The following is a 21,549-nucleotide window of genomic DNA, read 5'->3' as shown; positions in this document are numbered from 1 at the left end:
GGTAAGATGCGGACTTTCCGGGCTTTCGCTGCGCGATGCACGAAGGTCCGTTGTTCCCTTTTTTCAGGGTGGACTAACCTTCGAGAAGTGCGTCAATCACCGCACATTCTGGTGCGGCGTCGCCTGTACATCGAGCGACGGTTTCCGACAGGACACGTTCGATCCGCGTGAGATCGGCTATTTTCGCCTGCACATCTTCAAGATGCGTCTCAGCAACGGTCTGGACCTGAGCGCAGGTTTGAGACCGGTCATCGACCAACCCGAGCAGCCCGCGAATTTCTTCCAGGGAGAAACCGAGATCGCGGGACCGCATGACGAACTTCAACCGTTTGACATGAATATCATCATAGCTTCGATACCCTTTTGCGGTGCGCGGTGGGTCGGGCATGATACCGACCGTCTCGTAGTAGCGGATGGTTTCGAGATTGCAGCCCGTGGCCCGTGCTAGATCGACCCGCCGGAGTGCTTTCACGCTTCTGTTATCCATTATCCGCAGAAATCCCTTGAGCCTGTATCAACTACAGACCGTAGAACGATGGAAAGAACAGAACAAGGGCGATTCGATGGAGCAAAGTATTTCAGACCATAAATCCGGCCACGTGCGTCAGGTTGGCGATGACACCGCGAAAGGCTGGGGTGCGACCGGCTTCGGCGTTCTCGGTGCGTTGGCGATGACCTCGTGCTGTATTCTGCCGCTTGTGCTGGTGAGTTTCGGCGTGACTGGCGTCTTCATCGCGCAGCTCGGGGCGTTCTATGCCTACAAATGGTACACTTTCGCGCTAAGTGCCGCGTTTCTCGGATACGGGTTCTACAAGGCATACAAGCCGGTGAATACGGACGCCTGCGCCGATGGCACCTGTGCCCGGCCAATCAACCGGACTGTGATGCGGGTGACACTTTGGGCCGCCGCCGCAATCGTCGCGGTAGCGATGGCCTTTCCCTACATCACGCCCTTCATTCTGAAATTCTAAACAAGGAACAAAATCATGAAACACGTACTGTTATCGTCAACGCTGGCCATTGCTGCGTTTGCCCCAGCGGCTTTTGCCGAAGAGCGCACCGTCGAGATTGCAGTCGGCGAACTGACCTGCCCCTCCTGTTCGTTCATCGTTGCCAGTTCGATGCGCGGCGTTCCATCGGTCCAGATCGACGACTTCGTTGACGGTCCCGAGTATGGACAGGGCGTTTACAGTGTCACCTTCGATGATGCCGAGACCAGCGTGGACAGCATCATCGATGCAGTGGCGGCAAATGGCTACCCCGCCCAGGCTCTGCCGGACACGGCGTCCTAACCACGGGGAAATTTGCAATGCGTGACAACCTTATGGGCGGGCTACTGGGTTTCGGAGTTGCGACTCCGGTCGTGATCGTGTGCTGCGGTGGCGGCACAGCTCTGCTTGCTGCGGCGTTCGGCGGCCTCGCAGCGTGGATGTCGGGGCTTGGCTGGATAGCCGTCGCACTGGTTGTGGCGCTCGCCTTCCTTGTCGTTCGTGAATTCCGGCGGTCCGCCAATGGCCGCACCTCGATTTCCAATCATTCTCCAGAAAGAAAGAGCGCTACTTGACCCAGAACATTGAGAACCCCGACCGCTTGCTAAAATGGGGGCTGGGTGGCGCACTCTTTGCGGCCCTGTGCTGCTTCACACCCCTCCTGGTCGTCGTTGTGGCCGGTGTCGGCCTGTCGGCTTTGACCGGTTGGCTCGACTACGCGCTGTTCCCGCTTTTGTTCTTTTGCCTTGCCGTCGTGGCGCAAGCGCTCTGGCTGCGCGCCGGGCGCGTGGGGCCGAACCCGAAACTCTGGGCGACGGCGATTGCCGCTGCTCTGTCGATCCTCATCATCTGGATCGAGTTCCGTTTCGCGCTGCGCATTACGGTCGGCGCTTTCGTGGCTGTCGGCGTCTACGCTTTCTACCTCAATAAAATGAAATCCAAGGAAGCGACACAATGATGATGGGATCTTGCACAGGGATTGGCATGTTCTTCGGAATGCTTGGCATGCTGACACCGCTCATAGCCATTGGTGCGATCATTTATCTGGTCGTTGCCAAACGAAAAAACTCTGATCTGCACGAGGCGCGCTGAAATGAAAGATATCAACAAGAATGATGATGGAAATGGCGGATACGACCTTATCGTCATCGGCGCAGGCTCGGCGGGTTTCTCCGCTTCAATCACCGCTGCTGACGCGGGAAAACGTGTCGCACTTGTCGGGCATGGCACCATCGGCGGCACCTGCGTGAACGTCGGCTGTGTGCCGTCCAAGGCAATGATCCGCGCCGCTGAGGCGATCCATGGCGCACATGCCGCCAAGCGGTTTCCTGGCCTGTCCGGTCACGCACAACTCGATGACTGGCACACGCTGATCGAGTCGAAAGACGATCTGGTCGCGACCTTGCGTCAGAAGAAATACGCAGACCTGCTGCCGGAATACGCGGGTGTCGATTATATCGATACTGGTCCGGCGCGGCTGATCGAGGGTGGCGTCATCGTCGGGGGTCGCACGTTGACCGCAATGAAAATGATCATTGCAACCGGTGGTCATCCGGTCCTGCCGACGATTGACGGAATCGAGGAGGTCGGCGCACTCGATAGCACCAGCTTGCTGGAGCTTGAAACCCTGCCGGAAAGTCTGATTTTTATCGGGGCGGGCTACATCGGGGCGGAACTGGCGCAGATGATGAGCCGGATGGGCGTGAAGGTCACGCTGGTGACACGGTCACACCTGCTTCCCGGTGCCGAACCGGAAGTGTCCGGGGCTTTGACGGACGCTTTTGCCGCCGAGGGGATCACCCTGCTGACCGGCCTGAGTTATGAGAACGTCAGACGTGACGCGTCGGGCGTGACCTTGCGGGTTATGCAGGGCGGCGAGCCTGTCGAGGTCACGGCGGATCATCTTGTTTCGACCGCAGGTCGGCGTGCCAATACCGACAGTATGGGTTTGGACGAGGTCGGCGTGAAAACCGACGCGCGCGGGTCCATCGTCATCGGCGACGACATGCAGACGTCGGTGCCCGGCATCTATGCGGCGGGCGACGTGACAGACCGCGACCAGTTCGTCTATATGGCAGCCTACGGGGCAAAATTGGCTGTGAAGAACGCCGTTCTGGGCGATGATCAGCGCTATGACAATTCTGCCATGCCCTGGGTCGTGTTCTCCGATCCACAGATTGCCGGGGTCGGGCTGAGCGAGCAACAGGCTCGCGACGCAGGGTTCGACGTGAAGACTTCGGTCGTGCCACTCGATCAGGTCCCGCGCGCTCTTGCCGCCCGCGACACACGTGGATTGATCAAGCTTGTGGCGGATAAGAAAACCGACAAACTGCTTGGTGGCCAAATCATCGCACCCGAAGGATCGGACACGATCCAGACACTGGTCATGGCGTTGAAGTTCGGCATGACGACCAAAGACTTGGGCGCAACGATCTTTCCCTATCTGACGACGGTCGAGGGCCTGAAATTGGCCGCGCAGACTTTCGATATGGACGTGGCAAAACTTAGCTGCTGCGCCGGATAAAGACACGTAAGAAGGATCTAAATATGAGTGAGACGTATGACCTGATCGTTATCGGGGCGGGCATGGCCGGGGTTGCGGCGGCGAACAAATGCGGTGCGGCAGGCTGGCGCGTGGCCATCGTGGATGCGCTGCCCTACGGCGGCACCTGCGCCTTGCGTGGTTGCGATCCTAAGAAAATATTGCGGCGTGGCGCTGAAATCGTCGATGCCGCACGGTTGATGGACGGCAAAGGGATCGATCCCAGCGGACTAAAGATCAACTGGTCCGATCTGATGGCTCACAAACGTGGTTTTACCGATCCGGTGCCGGACAAGATGGAAAAGGGTCTGACCGGAAACGGCGTCGAGACGTTGCACGGTGCCGCGCGGTTCACCGGTGCCAACGCGCTCGAAGTTGACGGGCAGTCCTATCAATCGAAACGTTTCCTTATCGCCGCTGGAGCGATCCCGAGACCTGTCACCTTCGCCGGTGCCGATCTGATGATCGACAGCACGGATTTTCTCAATCTTGAGGCTTTGCCCAAGCGTATCCTGTTTGTCGGTGGCGGCTTCGTATCTTTTGAGTTTGCGCATATCGCCGCACGTGCTGGGGCCGAGCCTGTCATCGTAGATCGCGGTGCCCGCCCGCTGAACGCTTTTGACCCTGATCTGGTCGAGATGCTGATCGCGCGCAGTGCCGCTGTTGGTGTGGACCTGCAACGAGAAACCGAAATCGTCTCGATCACAACCTCCGGTGCGGGTTTTGCCGTTGAAGTGAAGACAGGCGACAACACAACGACCATTGAGACCGATCTGGTCGTGCATGGCGCGGGTCGCATCGCCGCTCTTGCCGATCTGAACCTTGAGGCCGCCGATGTCGCGTATGGCGACAAGGGCATCGTTGTGGCTCCGCATCTGCAAAGTACGACGAACGCCGCCGTCTTTGCAGCTGGAGATTCCGCCGATACCAAGGGAATGCCGCTGACGCCCGTTGCCGTGATCGAAGGTAAGGTCGCGGCCTCGAACATGCTCAAGGATCAGAAGATCTTGCCGGATTATTCCGGCATCCCGACCGCAGTGTTTACGGTACCCGAACTGGCCCGCGTCGGCATGTTGGAGGCTGAAGCCAAAGAGGCCGGTTATGATGTCGATGTCCGGTTCACTGATACGGGCGGCTGGTATTCCAACTACCGAATTGGAGAAAAATCCGCCGCCGCAAAGGTGTTGGTGGATAGGTCGGACGGCAAGTTGCTCGGCGCACACCTATTCGGACCGGAATATGGTGAGTTGATCAACTTTTTCGGCTTGGCGATGAAGTTGGGACTGACCGCAAAGCAGCTCAAGTCGATGACCGCCGTCTATCCCAGCGTCGGATCGGATTTGGGCTCGCTGCTCTGATTTGAAAGTTGGCGGAACCCACTGAACGCGCGGTCAAATACAAATGCCTGCTTGGCATCAAGAACAGCGCTTGACCTTATGGTTGGTGGAAGGCCCATCATCAAACTTATCATACAATGAAAGACATTTATGGATCTCACCTATCAGGCCCTGTTGCTTGCATTTGGCCTTGGCCTGCTCGGTTTCATCGAACCCTGCACGATCGGCGCTCACATGTTGTTTCTGGGAGGCCAGAGGTCTCGCCCGATGGGGCAGCGGTTCGGCGCGGCGATGACCTTTCTTCTGGCCAGGCTCGTCGTGATGGGGGGATTTGGCGGGATGATCGTCGTGCTGGGCCAACGCCTTATCGGTGTACAGACTGGCGCGTGGCTCATTTTTGGTGCAATTTACCTCGGCCTTGGTCTTGCGATCTTCGCGGGGTGGGACAAATCGATGCGCCGCCGCATTGGATTCGCGCCGGAGCGCTGGAAGGCGGCATCCAACCCGCTCGTTCAGGGGTTGGCGTTCGGACTTAACATTCCGGCCTGCGCAGCCCCAATCCTGTTTGGATTGATGGGTGCCGCAACTGTAAGCGGGTCGGCCATGACCGGGTTTGTGATGATGGCGGTCTTCGCCTTCGCGCTGTCGCTCCCGTTGTTGCCACTCTCTATTGTTCCCAGCCTTGCCAGGCCCCTTGATCGGCTTGCCGATTGGCTGCGACCGCGTCGTTGGCTATTGGGCGCGATCTTCGTCGGGCTTGGCATCTGGTCTGTTTGGTTTGGTCTGTTTGTCGAGCCCATCAATTGGAGCGGGATATGACGCCTCGCCGTCGCTTCTGGCACGTAGCTGGCGCAGGCACCGCGTTCCAGGCAGGATCGGCGGCGGTGGACAGCGCAACGGTGATGTCGGCGCTGGTTTATCAACTTACTGGAAGTTCGGTCGCCGTAGGCGCGGTGTCTACGATTTTGCGCCTCGGCTGGCTTCTGCCCCAACTCTTCGTTGGCTACTTCGCCGGTCGCGGTGCGTCTTCAATGCCATTCTATGTCGTCGGTGCGTTTGGACGGACGGCGGCCATTGCAATCCTCGCAATTGTTCTCTGGATTGGCGCGACCGCTGGTTGGGCTCATGTCACACTCGGTGCCGCGACCCTTGGACTTTGGGTTCTTTACGCTTTCCTCAGCGGCATCGTCGGTGTTCCTTACAATGATATCGTTGCCCGATCCGTCCCGTCAGAACACCGGAGCAGGATGCTTTCGATCCGCTTCTTCGGCGGAGGGGTCATAGCGCTTTTCGTCGCGGCGTTGGCAGACAGGCTGTTGCGGACGCTTGAATTTCCAGCATCCTATGCCGCCGTGCTGGGGATCGCGGCGATCCTGATGTTGCTTTCGTCTTTCATCTTCACCGTGATGGGCGAGCCTGAGCGAAATACACCCCTCAAAGTGGCCGGGAGTTTTACCGCCTACCTGCGTGAGGGTGCTGTGACCTTCCGAGAAGACCCAGTGTTCCGCCGCTTCGTTTTTGCGCAATGGTGCGGAGGTGCAGTTCTCATCGCAGCGCCGTTCTTTATCGTCGCCGCCGACAAGCTTGGGGTGGGGTTTGAAAACGTAGCACTTCTGCTCGGTGCCCAGACCATCGGGGCCCTCGTGGGCAATCCACTTTGGGGCTGGTGGGGCGATAGCCGGGGCAAACTGAGCCTGATGCGCGGGATCGCAGTTGCCCGCACCGCACCGCCAATCGCCCTTCTGGTTCTTTTGCTCATACCCGTTCCGGCGGAGGCACTCGTACCAATCCTGCTTGTCGTATTCTTCGTTCTCGGCGCATTAATGAATGGGCTGACGATTGCCGTCATCGGGCTGCTGATGGAGATCTCGCCGGACGACCAACGTCCAGCCTATAGCGGGTATTTCAACGCGCTTACGGCACCCGCTTTCGTTCTCCCGCTCGTCGGAGGCTTTGCCGTCGCCGCACTGGGAACATGGATAGTCTTCGCGACTGCTCTGTTAGCGGCATTTGGACAAGCCATCATTCTCGCGCGAATGGATGTTAAGGAATAGACCCGATTGCTTGGATACGTAAGTCTGACCCAATGAAAACAATTCTGATTTACTTCGTGGCCGCGCTGGCCGAAATCGCCGGATGTTTTGCCTTCTGGGCTTGGTTTCGGCTGGACAAGAGCGTGTTCTGGGTGGTGCCGGGGATGCTGTCCCTCGCGGCTTTTGCATGGCTTTTGACCCTCAGTCCGGCTGACCAGGCGGGACGCGCCTATGCTGTTTACGGGGGCATCTACATCGTATCGTCCCTGTTGTGGCTATGGGGTGTGGAAGGCCATCGCCCTGATCAATTGGATGTTATCGGAGCGGTAATTTGCCTTGTCGGTGCAGGTATTATTCTCTGGGCACCGCGCAGTATTAGAGAGGCGGCCGCAGACGGGGTGAAGCGCTGAAACGTTCGATTAGATCGCCTTCTGCTTCACGCGTTCCAACAGATCGGCTGCGCTTTCCTTCCGCTCGCGGCAGCGATCAAGCAGGTTTTCTACCGCCCTCGAAAGCAGCCATACATCCTTTGTGCAGCATCGGTCAAAGTGGGCTCCTAGCGGCCGGTCGCCGCGCGCCGCCTCAATGTCGGCTTTATTGATCAACAAGTTCGGCGGTTTTGCTGCGTGGCTTTCTCTTTGTTGCTGAGGAGGGCGGATTGCGTTGACGGCCCGCCCTTCTTAATAGCTTTTGGGCCGGATCCCCTGAAAAGCGAAAGCGGGCTTTTTGTCCTTTGGAACTCAGACCCTGATCCAAAGGAAACCCCCATGACCAAGCCCAATCCGGCAAACCCGGCATTCCCAATCTCCGACACTGATCTCGTCTCTGCCATCGCGCAGATCGGCGCGGAGGTCGACCACCAACCCCTGCGCAGCTCAGCGCTCGCGCGCATCATGCGCGAGACGTTTCATGGCAGCGATGCCGGCGGTGCCTGGGACTGGCGCATGGCATATGACCTGATGCAGGCCGCGGCCATCCAGGTTGTGCTGCGTGGGGACGGTGCAGCAGGTGACATCGCCGCTGCAAAGCTGCTTGCCTCACGGCTCCTGACGGAAACTCGCCGGTCAGAGCAGCAGATCCGGCTGCAGCAGTTTTCCACGCCGCTGCCATTTGCGGCGCTGGTCTTGCGGGCGGCGGCGATCCGCAAGGGCGAGACCGTGCTGGAGCCCTCGGCTGGCATCGGTGCCCTGGCTGCTTTCGCTGCCCGGGCCGGTGCCACGCTTCTGCTCAATGAAATCGACCCCTTTCGCCAGCGCCTCCTGCGCGCGGTTTTCGGCGGCGAGGTCACAGGCCATGACGGCGAGCATATCGATGATCTGCTGCAGACGCCGGTTCTACCCGACGTCGTGGTGATGAATCCGCCCTTCGCCTCCTCGGTCGACCGATCCCGCGACAAGCACATCGCTGCCAAACATCTCATTGCGGCTGCAAAGCGCCTGGCACCAGGTGGGCGCCTGGTGGCGATCATGCCGCCGGGGTTCACGCCCGAACGCGATGCCGCGCATTGGTCCCGCGCCTGCGGTCTCCTGACGCCACGATTGGCGCTGACGATGCCGGGGCAGGTCTACCGCAAGCTCGGCACCTCTGTCGAAACCCAGCTCATGGTCTTCGACAAGGTGCAGGAGGGCGGCGAGATGATCCGCGCCACTTTGTTCGATCTGGATGAAGCCCTTCCATTTGTCGATGCCGTGGCCGCAACACGGACCGAGATGAGCCCGGCCCAACGGGTTGAAGCGATCCCTCATGCTCGGCCGACCGTTCGATCATCTGTCCCGCGCAAGACCGCTGCCGGTGTTATCACCGCCCCCACAGCCAGGGCCAATGCCGTCCGTCCGCTCAGCTTCACGAGCCTTCAGACCCCGCGCAACAACATGCCCATCTCGGACATCTATGCGCGCTACCGTCCGCAACGGATCGAGATTGCGGATGCGCAGGAACATCCCACGCCGCTCGTTGAAAGCATCGCCATGGCCTCGGTTGCCCCGCCCATGCCCTCAAATACGGGCAGTGATGACTTGCGACTGCCCGCACGGTTGATCGAGGAGGGACATCTATCCGAGGCGCAGCTGGAAACCATCATCATGGCGCATGACGCCCATGGGCGCGACCTGCCGGGTCGGTTCGCGATCGATGACGACCAGACCAAGCTGACGCGCGCCGATGATGACCCGGATGCACGTGCCTATCGCCTTGGCTATTTCCTCGGCGACGGCACCGGTTGCGGCAAGGGGCGCGAATGCGCGGGGCTCATTCTCGTGAACTGGCTGGCCGGTCGCAGAAAGGCGATCTGGGTCTCCAAATCCGCCACGCTCATCGAGGACGCCATCCGCGACTGGACCGATCTCGGCGGCTCGCCAGCCGACATCCAGCCGCTCTCAAAATGGAAACCGGACCAGCCCGTCCCTATGGGTGACGGTATTCTCTTCGTCACCTACGCCACGCTGCGGTCCGCGGGCAAATGCGGCACCACACGACTGAGCCAGATCCTCGACTGGATGGGCGAAGACTTTGAAGGCGTACTGGCCTTTGATGAGGCCCATGCCATGCAGAACGCGGCCGGGTCCGAGCAGGGCAGGGGGGTCAAACCCTCCCAGCAGGGCCTTGCTGGCCTGCGGCTGCAACTGGCAGCACCCCGCGCCCGCGTCTTCTACATCTCGGCTACCGGCGCCACGAGCGTGCACAACCTCGCCTATGCCGCGCGTCTCGGTCTCTGGGGGCAGGGGCCCGAATACCCATTTCCAAGCCGCGAGAGCTTCGTCTCGGCGATGGAGGCGGGCGGTGTCGCGGCGATGGAAGTGGTCGCCCGTGATCTCAAGACGCTCGGGCTCTACACGGCGCGCGCCCTCAGTTTTGATGGGGTGGAGTATGACGTGCTCGAACACGCGCTCACTCCGGCCCAGATCGAGATCTACGACGCATACGCGGCTTCGTTTCGGACGATCCACCACAATCTCGAAGCCGCGCTGACGGCGACCGGCGTCAACGACGCCTCTGGCGAGACCAATGCCTCGGCCGCTCGCGCCTCGGCCAAGTCCCGCTTCGAGAGCACGAAGCAGCGTTTCTTCAACCATCTCCTGATGGGCATGAAGGCTCCAAGCATTATCCGCGCCATCGAGGACGATCTGGCGGCGGGCAAGGCTTGCGTCATCCAGGTGGTCTCGACGGGCGAGAGTCTGCTGAAACGCCGGCTTGAGACGATGGATCCCGAGGATGAACTCGTCGAGGGTGCCTTGACGCCGCGCGACTATGTTCTCGGCTACCTCGAACAGGCCTTCCCAATCCATGCTCAAAAGCTCGTGGAGATCGATGGCAATATGGTGGCCGAGCCGCTCCGCGATGAAACTGGCGCGCTGGTCGTCTCGCGCGAGGCGCTCGCTCTGCGTGACGCGGCCATGATGGAGTTGATGACGCTGGCTCCGATCCCCTCGGCGCTCGATCAGATCCTCTGGGCTTTTGGCGACGAGGCCGTCGCAGAAGTCACGGGGCGGTCCATCCGGCCCCTCAAGGCCGAGGATGGTCATCTCTTCATCGAAAAGCGCGCCGCCAGCAGCAATTCATCCGAAACCCAAGCCTTCATGGACGGCGAGAAGGATATCCTTATCTTCTCCGATGCAGGCGGCACGGGCCGGTCCTATCACGCGGCGCAAACGGCGAAGAACCAGAAACGGCGCCGGCATTATCTTCTGGAGCCCGGCTGGCGCGCGGATGCGGCCATCCAGGGGCTGGGCCGCACGCATCGCTCTGCCCAGATCAGCGCGCCCTTCTTCCGGGTCTGCACCTCGGATGTGCATGGCGAAAAGCGTTTCACCTCGACTATAGCCAAGCGCCTCGACCAGTTGGGGGCTTTGACCAAGGGTCAGCGCGAGACCGGCTCGCAGGGCATGTTCCGCGAGGAGGACAATCTCGAAAGCCCGATCGCACGGGCCGCGCTGCGTGGGTATTTCGCCGATCTTGCTGCCGGGCGGGCCGAGGCGATGAGCTACGAGAGCTTCACCGACTGGACGGCCCTGCGGCTGATCGACAACGACGGGGTTCTCCTTGAGGAGCTTCCCCCGATCCAGCGGTTTCTCAACCGGGTGCTTGCCCTTCCCATCCACATGCAGAACGCGCTCTTTGCCGAGTTCATGCGCCGGATCGCTGATCAGACTGAACGGGCGCGCGCGGCGGGCACGCTCGATCTTGGCGTCGAAACCCTGCGCGGCGAAAAGATCGAACAGGTCTCCACAGAGGATCTCTGGACCTGCCCGAAATCCGGCGCCGTGACGCGGATCATCGGGCTGGAGGTGACCGACCCGGTCCACGTCCTTGGGGCCGAAGAGGCCATGTCGCGCAATCCCGACAAGCTGCCGATGGTCAACCGAGCGTCTGGCCGCGCGGCGCTCATCGCGGCGCGGCCCATGCAGATGTATGACGAGGATATCGTCACGCTCATGCGCAAGGCGGTGCGGCCCAATGGCTCCAGCTACCTCGAAGAGACGCGCTTCGAGTCCTCGGCCTGGGAAGACATCGGAAGGCCCGAGTTTGCAGGACTTTGGGATGCCGAGGCCGCATCCCTGCCCAAGACCACCACGACCAAGCTCTACCTGTTGACAGGACTGCTGTTGCCGATCTGGAAGGACATCCCGACCACCAATGAACGCATCTACAGGGTCACGCCGGACGGGGCGACAGCGATGATCGGGCGCACGCTGAGCGAAGAAGGGGCGGCCGCGCTGCGCGCCCGCTTCCTCGTCTCAAACCCGCAAACACCGCAGGAGATGTTGACCGCTGCGCTCGGCACCACGGCGCCGGTTGATCTGGGCCAGGGTCTCACCCTGACCCGTCGCCGGGTCGCAGGCGAGATGCGTCTCGAGCTGGGCGGTGCGGATCGGGGCATGATTGAAGGTCTCAAGGCCATGGGGTGTTTCACGGAGATCATCGCCTTCCAGTTGCGGGTGTTCCTGCCGCATGGGGACGGGATCGACACGGGAAGCATTCTGGCCCGGATCGTTGGGCAGGGAGCCGCTAGAGCTGCAGAACAAGCCGCCTGAAAAGTCAAAGCGAGCTTCCGGTCGGGCGGCGTGGATCGGGATTTCACCGGTCTGCGCTTTCCGGGCGCGCGCAGACCAATGCCACGTCTGGCCCCCCCAACTTCAGACAAGAGGACAGACCCATGACCAATCCCCAGATCGATTATGCCGCAATGGCGGCTCAGTGGCGCGCAGAGCGTGAAACCACCTTGAAGGCATCCAGAGTGGAGCTGCTCGCTCAGCTACGTGCGCTTGGCATCAGCGAGGTCGCTGTCGATTACGAAGGCTATGGCGACTCCGGCAGTGTCGAGGATGTGACGGTGCAGCCTGCAGAGGTCAACCTGCCGGAGCCGCTTGTCACAGAAGTTGGCGATTTCGCCTGGTCGCTCGCCTATCACCATCACCCGGGGTTCGAAAACAACGAGGGCGGCTACGGCACGCTGTCCTGGGACATCACCGCCGACAGTATCACCTTGGATCATGCCGACCGCTATGTCGAATGCTCGCACAGCTATGTCGAGGGTCTTTGAGATGGCCCATCCGCTTCATCATGCCGAAAGCTCTGCCCGGAAATTCGGCGGGGTGCCGTCTGACTATCAGGCTGTGCACGATTGGTTCGATGCCTCGAAAGAGCATCTCGCGCTCTTCACGCACCGAGCCATGCGCCACCACGCTCAAGGCCTGTTCGAGGCCGAACGTGTCTTCGGCCTGACCCTGACCAATAGCGCTGGTCGAGAAATCCCCGTGCGCTGGATCGGCGAGCAGCATGTCCGCGAAGACTGTCAGGGCCGCATTCCGAGCATGGCGGACTGGCTGCGACGGATCCAGCCTGAGCCATGGATGGCCAATGGCCATATCGACCGGCATTCTGGCGATGAGCCCTGCGGCGACCCAAGGGTTGCCTGGGCCTCCGAGGTCGCCGCCGGAAGAACGGTTCTTGGCCTGAAGGATTGGATGGCGGCACGCGCGACGCAAGCCGCGCAAGGTGCCTGACAGATCTCGGTCGTTTGCCAAACGAATGCTGCATGGAAGCCCGGTTGGACGACCGGGCTTCTTGCGTCGTTTCCCCACCATTCTTCGTAAGGATGACGCCATGACACTCGATGACATCAAGGCGGCCGTCGATGCCGGCCAGACAGTGCATTGGGCCAATACCGGCTACATTGTCCACAAGGACCGGCTTGGTCAGTACCTCATCACCTATGTGCCGAATGGTAGCTGCATCGGTCTGACCGACCGGGGCGGGCACCGGTTGAACGGAAAAGAGGCGGAGTTCTTCATCGCGCGATTGGAGGACGGCGCGGAAAATCCGGGCAACCAATCAAGACCGGACGGGCAGGGGAGGGCGTAGCACTCGGAGGCGCGGGGGCATTCCCACTCGGACGGCAGCTTTGACCCGTGGGCGGGGCTGAAAGGAAAGCAGGCTTTCTGATTTGTGATCCCTCAAGGGGTCGAGAAAGCAATCCTGGATGCGTTGGCAAAAACGTCAGGCACCGGCCAATCCAAAAGGAACCATCCCATGTTCGCAGGAACCCTCACCCGCAATGTCGAGACCGCAGCCGCCGAGTACACCGGCATGATCCATTCGACGCGCTTTGACATCGCCATCCAGCTCGAGGCACGGGCCAAGATGTCCGCTCGCAGCCCGGATTACGACGTGACGGCAGTCAACAAATCAGGCCGCAAGGTGCGTATCGGCACGGCCTGGAACGAGACCGGGAATACCAGCGGCAACCCCTACATCTCGATGCAGATCGATGTCGGCCTCGGCCCGTTCCGGGTCAACGCGGTGCAGACGAAAGAGGCGCGCGCGGCCCAAAGCGGCGAGTTCGAGATCATCCCGCTGGTTTCCAACGGCCTCATGAAATCCGGCTCGATCTCAGGCGAGCTCACCGCCATGGACGCCGACAACGCGTTCACCGGCTACATCGCCAACATGATGTTCGATCTGGAGTTCATGCTGATCGAGAACAGCTACAAATCCGAGGAGACCCACCCGGATTACCGGATCGAGGTCAGCTCGCCCCGGGGTAAACCAATCCGCGTCGGCTCGGCGTGGATGGCCAAAAGCAGCCGCACGGGCAATGACTACCTGTCGCTGCTGATCAACACGCCCGATGGCGACCTGCGCGTGAACGCCGTGCAGAACGAAGAACAGCGCGGCGGGCAGACCTTCTCGATCATCCCGTTCATCGACAGCGGTGAGCAGCCGCAAGACGCAGGCGCGGGGCTGTCGCTGGTCGCCTAATCGGCGCGCGAGGGGGAGACGATCTGAACCCAAAGGGGAGCCGTGGGACCACGGTTCCCCTTTTTCCATGTCCGTTTGCGTGAAGGACGCCACCCGCTTGCGATCTGGTGTAAATGCGATACAATAATATATTATCGCAATATCGAGGGCGGGCGCGTGGCGGCTAGATCAGGGACGGTTCCATGGTTCGAGAGCTTTAATGTTGAGTCAGAGGTTGCAGATCTCCTCGCCCATATCGAGCGCTGCACCGGATTTGCGCTGCCTGACCGCAAGCGTGATGTCCTCATGACCCATGCAAGGGCAAAGCTCGACAGGACAAGGCAGGCATATCTGGAGGCCAAGGCAGCTGGAAAGCCGGTATCCACATCGCGGCGTGCGTATCTGACCGACCTGCAGGACACGATCTTCATGGCGATCCCGGAAGAGAACCTCGCGCGGATGCCGCTGAACCAGCAGGTTTTCAACGACCCGTCATTTTACGCGGACGCCATGCACCGCGCCGCTGCGATCAGCGAGGATGAGCTTTTCATGGCGCTGTCCTCTTCGCTGAAGGACATGACGGTCCAAGACGCCCGGGCCTTCGTCTCGAAGCTTTGGCACGGCACGATCGATGACAATGCCCGCAAATTCGCCGAAGCCCTGAAGCGCCCCGAGCGTGAACCGCAGCCCTTTCGCCCGGGGAACACCGTGTAAGATCGGAGCCATTCTCTTGGCTTGAGCCGTACCGAGGTTGGCCGCCTCGAACCCCCTTTCCTGGAGGTGGCATCCTGTGCAGCGCGCGAAAGCCGTTGAAGGTGCTGTGGTGACGTCTACTGTCGCCAACATGATGAACCGGGAACACATGCGTGCCTTCTTTCGGCGCGCCGCGGCGCTTGTCGCCTTTGTCGCACTGCTCTGGGCGGTTCACCTCCTCAATTGGATTATCGGTTACGGCTTGAACCCGGCCTTCGGCCTGATCCCCCGGCACGTCAGCGGATTGGATGGTGTCATCGCCATGCCCCTCCTGCATGGAAGCTTCGCGCATCTTATGGCCAATACGCCACCGCTCCTGGTGATGGGTGGGCTGCTTGTGGCAACGACCACGCGAGCCTTGCTGCCGGTGAACGCCGTGGTGATCGGCCTCGGCGGCGGTCTTGTCTGGCTGTTCGGAAGCTCGGCCATCCATATCGGCGCGTCAGGGCTCGTCTTCGGCTGGTTTGGCTTCCTCGTCGCGCGCGGCCTCGTGGATCGCTCACTGATCACGCTGGGCGCGGCACTGGTGGTCGGTTTGCTCTACGGCTCCATTCTCTGGGGCGTTCTTCCGGGTCAGCCTGGCGTCTCGTGGGAGGCTCATCTGTTCGGCGCTTTGGCCGGCGCGGCCGCTGCATTTCTTGTCCGAACGCATGTCCATGCGCCGCGTCTGGGCGACGTCGATCTGGATTGAAGCAGTACGCCTGACTTGGTCGGCCCTAAGCTGCCGCTCGGCGAGCTGTCCGGCGCTGGAGCGCAGCTGCACTAGAACGGTCATTTGCATAGGCGGCAGAATTTTCAATGGGTAAGCATCAGCAGACTGGGATAAAATGCCATTTCGCTGCGGTTAATCGACCGACTTGGCTTTACTCTCAACTCAAATAGCAAAGTGCCCGATGGGTTGCACCGGGCACTTCTTTGTTAACGCAGCTCGAGATTACTTGGCAGCAAGGATGTCGAAATTGCGGACGTTTGCCACCACACCATCGTCCCATCCGCCCGAGACCAATTCCGAAGCCCTTTCATTCAGTAGCCCGGCGACCTGTCCGGCAAAATGCGCTTCGCGGCCAGCATCGTCGGCAAAGATGTCGAAGATGGCAAAGTTGTTCTCGTCAATTTGCAGCGCCGCCCAGAACAATGTCATGGGTTCGGTATCTGCGACGATGGGGCCGGCGGCGGTCAGCAAGGCTGCCAATTCGCGGCCTTTCCCCGGCGCAGCTTCAAGCTTGATGTAAGTTGCGGTCGTTGCCGTGGTGAGATCAACCGGCGCCTTGACCGACAGGACATCGGAGTTGTTGATATTCGCGACAACACCTTCGTCCCATCCTCCGTCGACCAGTGTGTCGGCGTTTTGGTTCAAAGCCGCAGCAACCGCTCCTGAGAAGTGAGCGTTCCGTGCCTCTTCATCTGCAAAGATGTCAAAGATTGCGAGCGTATCGTTGGCTTGCAGAGCAAACCAAAGGACGGTGCCCGGCTCTGTGTCCCGCACGATAGGTGCGGCACCCGCCAGAAACTCCGCGAAAGCTTCGGACTGGCCTTCGGCGGCGGGCATGGCGATGTAGCTGGCGGTATGATTTTCCATTGGATTGTCCTGTGCAGTTGCAGAAGTTGCGATCAGAGCCAGTGCGGCGAGTGTCTGAAGAATTTGCGATTTCATGGTCGGCCCCTGCTTTGAAGTGCATCGTGTTTGGTTTCGATGCACTCTTGTCCCATGCCGGATGCGGTGGACTCCAATTCCGAAATGCTATTCTTTGATAGACATGGGCTATCGAACTTGTTTTGATGGCGCGGCCGGAGATGTGACGGAGAATGCGGCGATGGAAATGAACCAGATCAGATACTTTCTCGCTGTCTGCGAGCACCGAAACTTCACCCACGCGGCCAGTGCCTCCAATGTCTCCCAACCTTCCTTGACGACTGCGGTCAAGAAACTTGAAGACGAACTTGGAGGTGACCTGTTTGTCAGAGACCGTGCAGGCTGCAGGCTGACCGCGCTGGGAAAACTCGTGCAGCCAAGATTGCAGAAAATATACGACGAGACGCGACAGGCGAAGGCCGAGGCAGTCCGTCATATGCGGTTGGAGCGAGTTCCTATCACTGTCGGTGTCGGCGAAACGATTGGCCACAGCAGAATTTCGGCAGCTATGGAGCGTATGCGCAAGCGCGTGCCGCAAGCCGAAATCGAATTGATCGTTGCGTCATCCCACGAGCTTCTTTCCGGGTTACGAGATGGTGACTTTGACGTTGTCGTCACCGCGGACAAGGTCAGTGAAGACCTCTATCGTATAGACATTCTCTATGAAGAGGACTACAAGGTCGTGGTGTCAAAGTCGCATCCATTGTCTGAACTAAATACAATTTCTCTTTCGACGCTTGCTCAAACTGACATGCTTGACAGACTGAATTGCGAAATGCGGGATACTTTACATGGAACCTGCGCAGATCAAGGTTACGACCTCTACGCGGCCTATCGGTCAAATCGCGTGGATTGGTTAATCGAACTTGCCCGGCAGGGTTCGGGTGCGGTGATCCTACCAGCCACCGCTATTCCATCAGACATGGGCCTGGTGTCGAAACCCATCGATGGCCTTGAAATAACACGAACTGTTTTGGCCGTTCGATATCGGCACCAAACGACGAGATCAGAAACAAATGATCTGATCCGTGAGATTATGCGCACGCCAGCATAACGACGCCGGTTATCGACCCGGGCGCATCGTGTATCATTCTGCAATTAGGGCTCAAACGATGCTTTCGTGCCATCAGGCTCGACTTACGAGTGGTTCTGAAAATGGGGGCAGGTCAAACTGGCGCTGACGCTGAGACAATAATTGTCGCAATCATGTCTCAGACAGTATGCTTTCGCACTCGCAGTGAATGTCCGCTTTCCGCCGATCACGTCGAATGCCTGGACAAGCAATCCCTATAGTCGGCAGCGTAGTCCCTGCACATCAACCGTGGCCAGAGCCTTGCGGCCTCCCCTGCTCGGCTTCGCGTGTCGCAGGGGAGAACGGCCCTTCGGTCCGTCGCGCATTCGGCCATGCGGCCTCACCGCGGCGTCGCGCCTGGCATCCCGGTTTGCCCGCCTCGCGAGCACGTCCCTCCCCGGCCGCTCCGCCGGATTGCGCTCTGGTCTGTTTTGGCCCGAGGCCAAAACGATCCCGCCGCTCCATCCGTCTTCCGCGTCCGGTCGGGCCGTTTGCCTGCTCGGGTCGGGCAAACCTACCGTCAAAACACACACACATGAGTGCGGAAGCATATCCTCCGGATGGCCCCCAAATCAGCCCGCGTCAAGGATCGCAAAACTTTTCGGCGAGGGCGCCGCTTGTGGTGCGGCGCGGTCCCGTGCGTGAGGGCGCGCGTGTCTCGGGTGTTGCGCGCGGAAAACTTTTGCGCCCGGCAAGCCGGCGGCTGCGCCGTCCCTGACCCGGGCAGATTCGGAAACCAGACATTCGGCCATGCCCCCACACTCACGTGGTGGCTCTATAACCGAACACTGGAGACCAGACATGGCTTACGACACCGCAAACACCTACGAGACCATCGAACTTTTCGGGCTGACCGAGAGGGACGCGCAGCTCCCGATCCCGGAGGATCACGTCCTGACCGACCACATCATCCGCGAGAGCTTCGAGGCTTTGCTCGGTCAGCTGCGCGGGACCGGGCTTGAAGCCGAAATCGAACCGCTGGCCCATGGGCTCGCGACGATCCTGCAGCGGCGCAAGGTGGCGCTTGGCAAGGAGGTCGACCGCACCGCCGACAAGATCGGCGCGCTGGCAAAATCCCACGACGGATCGGAGATCGCCGAGACCGCGCTCGAAGAGGCGCAGGCCCGCTTCGTGCAGCTGCGCGAGATCGTCAGCGCCATTGAGGTGATGAGCGAGGCGGCGGCGGAATGCTACGAGATTGAAACGGGCCACGCCTTCATCCCGGCGGCAGGCTCCCGCGCAAGCGTCCGGGCGCAAGAGACCGGGGCGGTCTTCGAGGCACGGCAGCTCCTGGAGCAGCACGACCGCGAGACTGCCGAGAAATCGAAAGTCGAGGGGGTTCCCCTGATCGTCTCAGGCGCCACCGACTGGACCGATGTCGATGTGATCTTCAACACGCTCGACAAGGTTCGCGAACGCATCAAGCAGAACCGCAACCAGGAGATCTTCCTCTGCCACAAGGGTGGCAAGCACGGGGCGGAGATGATTGCGGCTCGGTGGGCCCGGGCACGCGGGGTCGCGCAGGCGCGCTTCGATCCGCGCTGGTCCGCGCACGGGCGGGCGGCACCGTTCAAGTGCAACGATGAGATGCTGGACGACAAGTTCGCGGCGACGGGGGTTGTACTCTTCGGCGGCAACGGGGTCGCACTGAACCTCGGGCAGAAGGCGGAAGCGAAAGGCCTGACGGTCATGCGGGTTGCGGACCCGGCGAAGAAGGCGTCGCAGGATTGAAGAGAGGGGGCCGCGCTTGGCGCGGCCCTTTCGTCATGTCTCATGGCGCGTGCGATCGGTCATGCGTGATCGGCAGTCTGCAGCGGCCGGCACTGCCATCCCTCTACCCAGTCCGTCAGAGTGCGGCCCATCCGCATCGGTACGGGATGGGGATGGTGAGCCCATGACGCACATCGTCAGCAGCGCAAGACGCGAGGGGTCGAGACGTCGCACATGAGGCTGAAGACCTGCACGTCCCTCGGGGCGTGTTTCGGAACATCGCATCCACGCGGGCGGGCTCCGTCAGCACCCCGGCCAGGCTCGGCGGGACGCGGACGCGGATGGTGGCGGCTGCGTGATGGCAAGGGTCATCCGGATCACTCCTTTTTGCTCATAGATGTGGATCGCACGGGGTCGGCCCGTCCGTGCCCTCCGCTCCCGCTTCGGCAAGCACAAATACGGCTTCCACGGCTGGCCGCGGACCCTCCGCATTTGCGCTTGCGACCGGGCCTCTTGCCCCCGTGCTGGATGATCCCCATCGCAACAAGGAGTAACCCAAATGACCAACCACTACGTCGCCACCGTCCCCGTCAAGTTCACCGACACCGATGGCCAGGAGCGCACCCGTTTTCAGCGCGTGGGTGCGATGTTCCGCAACACCCGCAACGGGGATGGATCGGAGTTCTTCAGCCTCAAGCTCGACTTCCCGGTCGCGGTCTCGGAGCTGGTGATGTTCCCACCGAGCGCGAAAGATCCCCAGGACTAAATCCTCTGACGAGGATGGGCCGCCCCAGGACGATCTTGGGGCGGCCCGATCCCTGTTCCAGGGATGCCGGTCCCCCGCGCGTTAAACGGACGCACTCCCCCCGGAATGACCAGGCCGCGACAGACCGGCCAGTCAGCCTCAAGGGGGCCATCCGCAAAAAACCTATCGGCCAAGGCCTCCCGGTTTTTGCGGCAGAGATTTGGCAAGCCAAATCTGGCCCTCCTTGACCCTGACTGTCCGCCCTGTCGGTGGGGTTTGCGCCCGCCCGCGGTTCCGTCCGAACACATGCGTGTTCGGCCAGAGCCTCGGGCGGGGCTGGCGGACGGGACCCTTAGGGCAGGTGGGTCGCCCGGTGGTGAGGGCGGCAGAGCCGCGCCCCTGCGGGCCGCGGGGGAAGCGGACACCAAGGCTGCCTGAGCCTGAATGCAACGTAAGTATATAATTGACAGCTTAGTATATTATCGTAATGTAGGGGCAGCCTTGGTGGAAGGTGGCAGGAAATAGGGGGTCTTTCTTCGCATGTCGCGCTCAAAACGTCTCACAGATGCGGACCGCATGGAGATCGTTCGCGAAGCTGCGGAAGGCGTTTCCACTTCAGTGCTGGCGGAACGGTTTGGCGTGTCGGTGCGGGCGATCCAGTACACGCTCAAAGCCGATGCCGAGCGCCAGACGGATGCCGCAATTCCGGTCTCAGCGGTCAGTGTGAAGGTCACGGCCGCTGAGCTTGCGGCGCTCGACGCGGTGCTGGCGAAGGCGGGGATCGAGAGCCGGGCCGAGGGGCTGCGGCGGCTCATTCAGGCGGCAGGCGGGGTGTTCGTTCCGGACGCGCAGATGGCGGCCGAGATGGCGCGCTACCGCGCTTCACTGCACGAGGTCGGCAATGGGGTCGCGCAGATTGCCAAGCAGATGACGCAGGCCAACCGGATGGGGCAGGGGGCCGTGGGGGGCACGAGTGCCGAGTTCACCGAACTGCGTCTTGCGCAGATGCGCGGGCTGGCGCGGTTCATTCTGGATTCCGCTGACGAGATCGACCTGCTACTGCGCCGCCGTCGGGACGCCATGCAGCTGCAGGCCACGGCCGCGCTGAGGGAGTTTGCGCATGCGGCTGAATGATGCCGTCCATGCCGTTACGGGCGAGGTCTTCCAGGATGGCTGGAGCCGCGTCCGGGGCTCAATGCAGGGGCTGCACGTGGCCAAGCAGACCCAGCTTACTCGCGCGGCAGCGGGGCATCGGCCAGCGGTCTTCAAGGCGATCCGGGGCGGGGGCACGCATACCAAATCGCAGCTCGCAAACCAGCTCGATTACCTCACGACCAAGTCCACCCATATCGTCGACTCCAGTGGGTTCTTGGATGGCAAGGCGAAGCTCGAGGCGGGTGACATCAAGGACCTCACCGAGCGCTTTGCCAAGCGGTGGGATGCGGGCTTCAAGCCCAAGCTCGGACAGACCACCCACATGCTCATGTCCTTCCCCATCG

Annotated in this window: 22 protein-coding genes and 2 pseudogenes; 22 read left to right on the top strand and 2 right to left on the bottom strand. The window is 60.9% G+C overall.

Translation table 11 applies throughout. The features are described 5' to 3' along the window. Window positions 1-73 precede the first annotated feature (73 nt). The gene (locus tag VK682_RS23075) at window positions 74-487 is read right to left on the bottom strand and encodes a MerR family transcriptional regulator (RefSeq protein WP_172794922.1); all 414 of its coding nucleotides are present in this window, start codon (window positions 485-487) and stop codon (window positions 74-76) included. 16 nt (window positions 488-503) lie between these two features. On the opposite strand from VK682_RS23075, the gene VK682_RS23070 reads away from it, so the two are divergent. The 17 genes and pseudogenes from VK682_RS23070 to VK682_RS22990 all read left to right on the top strand — a co-directional run bounded on the left by VK682_RS23070 (window position 504) and on the right by VK682_RS22990 (window position 15,581). Then, on the top strand, window positions 504-971 hold the full coding sequence (locus tag VK682_RS23070; RefSeq protein WP_230798174.1) for a mercuric transporter MerT family protein: 468 nt from the start codon (window positions 504-506) through the stop codon (window positions 969-971). Between the two features lie 15 nt (window positions 972-986). After that, window positions 987-1,292, top strand: a complete 306-nt coding sequence (locus VK682_RS23065) for a heavy-metal-associated domain-containing protein (RefSeq protein ID WP_037275594.1) — start codon at window positions 987-989, stop codon at window positions 1,290-1,292. A 17-nt stretch (window positions 1,293-1,309) separates the two neighbouring features. Next, entirely contained in the window at window positions 1,310-1,564 is a 255-nt protein-coding gene (locus VK682_RS23060; protein ID WP_045685387.1) for a hypothetical protein, read from the top strand. Beyond that, on the top strand, window positions 1,561-1,947 hold the full coding sequence (gene merF, locus VK682_RS23055; protein WP_037275593.1) for a mercury resistance system transport protein MerF: 387 nt from the start codon (window positions 1,561-1,563) through the stop codon (window positions 1,945-1,947). The genes VK682_RS23060 and merF overlap by 4 nt, the downstream gene beginning before the upstream one ends. Next, window positions 1,944-2,081, top strand: a complete 138-nt coding sequence (locus VK682_RS23050) for an SHOCT domain-containing protein (protein ID WP_157057501.1) — start codon at window positions 1,944-1,946, stop codon at window positions 2,079-2,081. Before merF ends, VK682_RS23050 begins: the two co-directional genes overlap by 4 nt. Window position 2,082: 1 nt before the next feature. Next, window positions 2,083-3,513, top strand: coding sequence for a mercury(II) reductase (gene merA / locus VK682_RS23045; RefSeq protein ID WP_037275592.1), 1,431 nt, complete (start codon window positions 2,083-2,085; stop codon window positions 3,511-3,513). Between the two features lie 23 nt (window positions 3,514-3,536). Beyond that, window positions 3,537-4,889: a dihydrolipoyl dehydrogenase family protein gene (locus tag VK682_RS23040; protein ID WP_037275590.1), complete on the top strand. Its 1,353-nt coding sequence runs from the start codon at window positions 3,537-3,539 to the stop codon at window positions 4,887-4,889. 129 nt (window positions 4,890-5,018) lie between these two features. After that, window positions 5,019-5,687 (top strand): cytochrome c biogenesis protein CcdA, encoded by a 669-nt coding sequence (locus VK682_RS23035; RefSeq protein WP_037275588.1) that lies wholly within the window; start codon window positions 5,019-5,021, stop codon window positions 5,685-5,687. Beyond that, complete coding sequence (locus VK682_RS23030; protein WP_037275586.1) at window positions 5,684-6,922, top strand: MFS transporter; 1,239 nt, start codon at window positions 5,684-5,686, stop codon at window positions 6,920-6,922. Before VK682_RS23035 ends, VK682_RS23030 begins: the two co-directional genes overlap by 4 nt. A gap of 32 nt (window positions 6,923-6,954) precedes the next feature. Then, the gene (locus VK682_RS23025; protein WP_037275584.1) at window positions 6,955-7,311 is read left to right on the top strand and encodes a YnfA family protein; all 357 of its coding nucleotides are present in this window, start codon (window positions 6,955-6,957) and stop codon (window positions 7,309-7,311) included. A 357-nt stretch (window positions 7,312-7,668) separates the two neighbouring features. Next, window positions 7,669-11,931: a strawberry notch-like NTP hydrolase domain-containing protein gene (locus VK682_RS23020; RefSeq protein ID WP_324782606.1), complete on the top strand. Its 4,263-nt coding sequence runs from the start codon at window positions 7,669-7,671 to the stop codon at window positions 11,929-11,931. Window positions 11,932-12,053: 122 nt separating this feature from the next. Further along, window positions 12,054-12,440, top strand: coding sequence for a DUF6878 family protein (locus tag VK682_RS23015; RefSeq protein ID WP_324782605.1), 387 nt, complete (start codon window positions 12,054-12,056; stop codon window positions 12,438-12,440). Between the two features lies 1 nt (window position 12,441). Continuing rightward, on the top strand, window positions 12,442-12,903 hold the full coding sequence (locus tag VK682_RS23010) for a DUF6915 family protein (protein WP_084615404.1): 462 nt from the start codon (window positions 12,442-12,444) through the stop codon (window positions 12,901-12,903). Between the two features lie 100 nt (window positions 12,904-13,003). Next, window positions 13,004-13,305: pseudogene (locus VK682_RS23005) on the top strand (hypothetical protein). A 124-nt stretch (window positions 13,306-13,429) separates the two neighbouring features. Further along, window positions 13,430-14,158: a DUF736 family protein gene (locus tag VK682_RS23000; protein ID WP_108693639.1), complete on the top strand. Its 729-nt coding sequence runs from the start codon at window positions 13,430-13,432 to the stop codon at window positions 14,156-14,158. A 285-nt stretch (window positions 14,159-14,443) separates the two neighbouring features. Next, entirely contained in the window at window positions 14,444-14,851 is a 408-nt protein-coding gene (locus tag VK682_RS22995; protein ID WP_324782604.1) for a hypothetical protein, read from the top strand. 148 nt (window positions 14,852-14,999) lie between these two features. Beyond that, window positions 15,000-15,581, top strand: coding sequence for a rhomboid family intramembrane serine protease (locus tag VK682_RS22990; RefSeq protein ID WP_076535532.1), 582 nt, complete (start codon window positions 15,000-15,002; stop codon window positions 15,579-15,581). A gap of 243 nt (window positions 15,582-15,824) precedes the next feature. Here the strand turns inward: VK682_RS22990 and VK682_RS22985 are convergent, their stop codons facing one another. Next, window positions 15,825-16,544, bottom strand: coding sequence for a putative quinol monooxygenase (locus VK682_RS22985; protein WP_045320533.1), 720 nt, complete (start codon window positions 16,542-16,544; stop codon window positions 15,825-15,827). 103 nt (window positions 16,545-16,647) lie between these two features. Here VK682_RS22985 and VK682_RS22980 point away from each other — a divergent pair, with 103 nt between their 5' ends. The 5 genes and pseudogenes from VK682_RS22980 to VK682_RS22960 form a co-directional block, all read left to right on the top strand. Then, entirely contained in the window at window positions 16,648-17,577 is a 930-nt protein-coding gene (locus tag VK682_RS22980; protein WP_230798262.1) for a LysR family transcriptional regulator, read from the top strand. Window positions 17,578-18,396: 819 nt separating this feature from the next. Then, window positions 18,397-19,326 carry a DUF2493 domain-containing protein gene (locus VK682_RS22975; protein WP_100269158.1) on the top strand — a complete coding sequence of 310 codons (930 nt, stop codon included), beginning with the start codon at window positions 18,397-18,399 and terminating at the stop codon, window positions 19,324-19,326. 538 nt (window positions 19,327-19,864) lie between these two features. Then, complete coding sequence (locus VK682_RS22970; RefSeq protein ID WP_007120662.1) at window positions 19,865-20,071, top strand: hypothetical protein; 207 nt, start codon at window positions 19,865-19,867, stop codon at window positions 20,069-20,071. Window positions 20,072-20,590: 519 nt separating this feature from the next. Next, on the top strand, window positions 20,591-21,184 hold the full coding sequence (locus VK682_RS22965) for a helix-turn-helix domain-containing protein (RefSeq protein WP_324782603.1): 594 nt from the start codon (window positions 20,591-20,593) through the stop codon (window positions 21,182-21,184). Then, window positions 21,171-21,549: pseudogene (locus VK682_RS22960) on the top strand (endonuclease); the annotation flags it as partial. The gene VK682_RS22965 and the pseudogene VK682_RS22960, both read left to right, overlap by 14 nt.

Source organism: Salipiger marinus, assembly GCF_035481585.1.
Lineage (GTDB): Bacteria > Pseudomonadota > Alphaproteobacteria > Rhodobacterales > Rhodobacteraceae > Salipiger > Salipiger marinus.
Note: the sequence above shows the minus strand (reverse complement) of the source record. Positions and strands in the feature narration are given on the sequence as shown.